This is a genomic window from Nocardia sp. NPDC041819 (genome assembly GCF_055590505.1).
The window spans coordinates 1-4,360 of the sequence record NZ_JBVJAP010000048.1 but is presented as its reverse complement, the minus strand read 5'-3'; the positions used below and the strand labels follow the sequence as shown (position 1 = coordinate 4,360).

4 protein-coding genes and 1 pseudogene are annotated in these 4,360 nt (G+C 62.3%); 2 read left to right on the top strand and 3 right to left on the bottom strand.

Going from position 1 to position 4,360, the window contains the following annotated elements:
• Positions 1-377: 377 nt before the first annotated feature.
• The 3 genes from ACZ6DL_RS38000 to ltrA are packed head-to-tail and all read right to left on the bottom strand — an operon-like array spanning position 378 to position 1,509.
• The gene (locus ACZ6DL_RS38000) at positions 378-578 is read right to left on the bottom strand and encodes a group II intron maturase-specific domain-containing protein (RefSeq protein ID WP_466058569.1); all 201 of its coding nucleotides are present in this window, start codon (positions 576-578) and stop codon (positions 378-380) included.
• Positions 575-736, bottom strand: a complete 162-nt coding sequence (locus ACZ6DL_RS37995) for a hypothetical protein (protein WP_466058567.1) — start codon at positions 734-736, stop codon at positions 575-577. The genes ACZ6DL_RS38000 and ACZ6DL_RS37995 overlap by 4 nt, the downstream gene beginning before the upstream one ends.
• Positions 733-1,509 (bottom strand): group II intron reverse transcriptase/maturase, encoded by a 777-nt coding sequence (ltrA, locus tag ACZ6DL_RS37990; RefSeq protein WP_466058565.1) that lies wholly within the window; start codon positions 1,507-1,509, stop codon positions 733-735. The genes ACZ6DL_RS37995 and ltrA overlap by 4 nt, the downstream gene beginning before the upstream one ends.
• A gap of 740 nt (positions 1,510-2,249) precedes the next feature.
• On the opposite strand from ltrA, the pseudogene ACZ6DL_RS37985 reads away from it, so the two are divergent.
• Both ACZ6DL_RS37985 and ACZ6DL_RS37980 read left to right on the top strand, forming a co-directional pair.
• Positions 2,250-3,897, top strand: a pseudogene (locus tag ACZ6DL_RS37985) (IS4 family transposase).
• Positions 3,837-4,103, top strand: coding sequence for an IS3 family transposase (locus ACZ6DL_RS37980; protein ID WP_466058563.1), 267 nt, complete (start codon positions 3,837-3,839; stop codon positions 4,101-4,103). The pseudogene ACZ6DL_RS37985 and the gene ACZ6DL_RS37980 overlap by 61 nt, the downstream one beginning before the upstream one ends.
• Positions 4,104-4,360 lie beyond the last annotated feature (257 nt).

Sequence of the window (4,360 nt, the reverse complement as noted above, 5' to 3'; positions counted from 1 at the left end):
CGTCCCGTCACCTCCCGCACCCAATCCGACGGCCTTCCCACAACATCCTCCTGACCTCGCATGTTGCTTCCACCGGTTGAACCCGATCAATTCACATCAGTGAAGTTCACCGAATCGCTTGCGTTACAGGGGCTGTCGGCGTCCATTGGTTCGGTTGGTGACGCATATGAGGTGAGTCGGCGGCAGGGATTTCACCCGCCGCCGCTCGCAGAACCGTGCTTAACAATCTCTCGTTACACGGCTCCCACTGTCGAACCGGTAGGCAGCGCGCCGTGTTTCCAGTGTGCGAACATGCCGGGATAGACCGAGGCGAACTCGGCCATCTTCCGGCGTGCCCGCCGTTTGGCACGGCGATACCGTTTGTATTTCCGCACAGCTCATTTCACGAGAAACGGGTTGATCTGGTGTTCCAGGAAGCGGATCAGATCGGACTTGTAGAAGTGCCCGTAGTAGCTGATCCAGCCCGCCACGATGGGGTTGATCCTCGCGGCGATCCGTTGAAGGCTCCACTCGGTCCAGCGGCCCAATTGCCACCCCCGAATAGTGCTGGCCATGGACTTCTTCGCCTGCTTGCTCACCGCGGGCAGAAACCGGACTTCAGCCTTCCGTCTCGCAACCGAGCCGCCCGGCGTCGAAACGTGAACCCCAGGAAGGTGAATTCGGTAACCGGATAGTCCAGTTCCCGCCCTTCCTGCTTGCAGTACACGATCCGGGTCTTGTCCGGGTGCAGGGTCAAACCGAACTGCCCAGGCTGCGCGCAATGGAGTCGCGGACGAATACCGCCTGCTTCTCGCTGACGCAATGCACGATGGCGTCGTCGCAGTACCGCTCGAACCTGGCCGACCCCAGCTCCCGATTCACCCAGGAATCGAATGCATAGTGCATGAACAGGTTCGACAACAACGGCGAGATCGCCGACCCCTGTGGGGTCCCCTTCTCCCGCCTGACCAGCGTGCCGTCGGGCTGCTGCACCGGCGCGGTGAGCCACCGCTTCACATACAACAACACCCACGGCAAGCTGGTGTGACGCTCCACAGCAGCGACGATCGGATCGTGCGGCACGTTGTCGAAGAAGCCTTGGATGTCCACATCGATCACCCACGGCTGCCGCCAACACCGCTGCTTGCACGTTTCCACCGCATCCAGTGCCGACCGTCCCGGCCGATACCCATACGAATCCTCGTCGAATACCTGTTCCGCCGAGGGCGACAGCACCATGGCCACCGCTGTCTGGGCGATCCGGTCAGCGACGGTCGGGACACCGAGAGTGCGAACCCCGCCACCAGGTTTCGGGATATCCACCGCCCGGACGGGCGGCGGGAAATAGCTTCCCGACGACAGCCGATTCCAGAGTTTGTACAGGTTGTCCTTCTCGTCCTGCTCGAACTCGGCCAACGACTGCCCGTCCACACCAGCAGCACCTTTGTTGGCTTTGACCTTCTGATATGCCTCCCACACCAGAGTTTTCGGAATATCGAACGGTTTGCCCGCCGATCTCGTTCCGGTCATCGGATTCCTCCCATTTCTGGTTGATCGTCGATCGAAACCCGACAGCACGCCCCCTTCGCTCCACCCCCATTACAGGGACTTCATCACTACTACGAGGCGTTCCGCCCTCCTGACGCGCAACCGGGCTGCTCACCCTTCTCGCGACCACCGTCAACCCGACAGTCACCATTTCGCGTCGAGGAGTTCTCCTGTTCCGTTGCAGAGTCTGAACCGAGCTCGCGCCACCTTCATGCCGGACACCACCAGACCAATCAGCAGGCTCCCGACTGGCTCGTCCCGGGAAAGCATTAAGGCCCCGGTTTCGATGTCATCTGGCTTAACGACACGTCATCAGTGGTTCACTTACGTTCGCCTTCTCGGCCCGCACCTGCCTTGTCCTGCAAGGCTTTTCCCACGACGCTCACCACCACGGCTCATTCACCGCAGCAACTCGGGGTGGTTTGACACCTGCACCTGCATGCCGATGCCGATGCCGAAGGACCTACCTTCATCTCCACAACAGCACGGCGACAACGAGATTCGCGCCTTCTACATCACAACCTCCCTATCACCTTCAGGACGCACCAACGCTCTGGCAGAGTCGATCATCGCGGCCTGTTCAAGCAATGCCGCGTAGTTAAGCCATTGGTAGGCAGGTCAACTCGGGGGTTTCCTATGGTGGGTGTCGGGGAGGTAAGGCAACGGGACCTCTGCTATTGCAGAGAAGCCGTCCAAGGTCTTCCTGCATCCGAGAGGTCCCGTTGCTCTCCCAGTCTGTCACTACGACGCTCACCCGCACCATTACCGTGGCCGGAGGAATCTTCGCGCCCGGTCACCTCGGGGAGCTCACGCAGTACCTGCCGCTCGAGTTGATCGATGACGTTCTCACCGGGACCCGGACGGTGCAGCGTCGCACCCGTTTGCTGCCCTCGCGCGTCGGGGTGTATTTCGTTCTGGCTCTGGCGGTTTTTCTGATGCTGGGCTATGAGCGGGTCTGGGACCGGACTAGGATCGCTGCTCCCTCGCAGGCCCTCGGAGAAGGGACTGCGGGATCTTCGCCGGCGTCTGGGAGCGGCACCGTTGAGGGCGCTGTTCGAGGTCGTGGCAGGCCCGCTGGCGCAGCCTGCCACCCCCGGTGTGTGCTATCGGCATTGGCGCACTGTGGCTTTCGACGGTGGCGGTTCGCTGCAGGCTCCAGACCAGGACCGGATCCGGATGCGGCTGGGCAAGTTCACTCGATACCGCGGCGGCACCGAGGGCTACCCGCATCTGCGGGTCGTGACTCTGTGCGAGACCGGGACCCGCGGCCTACTCGGCGCAGTCTTCGGCTCGATCAAGCGTAGTGAGACCGACTACGCCGCCAGTTTGGTGCCGCTGTTGAACGACACGATGCTGCTGCTGGCCGACCGCAACTTCGGTGGTGATGACATTCTCACCCGCGTCGCGGCCTCCGGCGCTCAGCTCGTGGTCCGGCTCAGCTCGCGCCGTCGTCCGGCCGTGTGGGCCACGCTGCCCGATGGATCGGTTCTGACCAGGATCAATGGTCACCGCTTCCGCATCGTCGATATCCAGATCACCGCCACCTGCGCCGACGGATCCCGCGTGGGTGACCGCTACCGGATCATCACCACCTTGCTCGACCACCGCACCGATCCATCGATCCAGATCGCCCGCCTCTACCACGAGCGCTGGGAGATCGAATCAGCATTCTTCGCATTGCGCCACACCATGTTCCGCGGACGCGTTCTGCGTTCCACCGACCCGGTCGGCCTCGAGCAGGAGATGTGGGCCGCCCTGACGATCTATCAGACGTTGCGCCGCGCCATGTGTGACGCCGTGGAGACCGCTCCGGGAACCGACCCCGACCGGGCAAGCTTCACCGTGGCCATGACCGCCGCCATCAACCAGATCGTCACCGCAACCAACATCACCAGCAACGATTCACCCGAAAACGCAATCACCCAAGCGGTTTTGGAGAACCTCCTGCCCGCACGCCGTCCGCGCATCAGCGCTCGCAAGGTCAAATGCCCCATGTCCCGCTACGGGACCGCGCTCACCGGCAACCGCCCTACCAACAGCCAAGGCGTCATCCGGCTGGAACTCTGCGCGCTCACCGACCCGCAACAGACCGAAGCGGCCGAACACCCCGCAAGCGCTGCCGACCCGGGCCACCGCCAGCAAGTGTTGCAGCTACTGCGGACCGACCCCGACCGCGAGTGGACCCCCAGCGAAATCGCCCAAGAGCTGAAACACGTTCGCTACCGCAGCCTTTGCAGCCAAATAGGCCGATGGACCGACCAAGGGTTCCTCGACCGGATCGGTCGTGGACGCTACCGCCTCAACCGCCAATGGCTGGCACCGGAACCACCACAACCAGACGGCGACTCGACAACCGACCCCACCGCTTAACTACGCGACATTGCCTGTTCAAGACCGAGGTCATCAACCGGCACGGCCCGTTCAAGACTCTCACCGAGGTCGAGTTCGCGCTCATGGAATGGTGCGACTGGTGCAACAACGCCCGCCTTCACTCCCGGCTGGACTACCTGACCCCGACCGAGTACGAGTCCGCCTACTACGCTCAAAACTCACCACGCCGACCGGCGCTGGTCTGAACACGAAGCCGGTCCCGAACCCGTGACGGTTCAAAAGCCCCTGCGCAGGCCTGACCCTCTACACCGTCCTGCGCCGCCTCCAACACCTCCAAACCACCTGGACCGGACACTGCCACCAACCCCCACGTGAACACAACCACCCCCACACCGAACAAAGCACTACTAGGGAGTGTCCTCAAAGTTCTTGCAGCGAATCTGTTTTGTGGCCGGTGGTGTTCTGTTTTGATGTCGCGTTGTGGTGCGCAGGCATGAGTTGA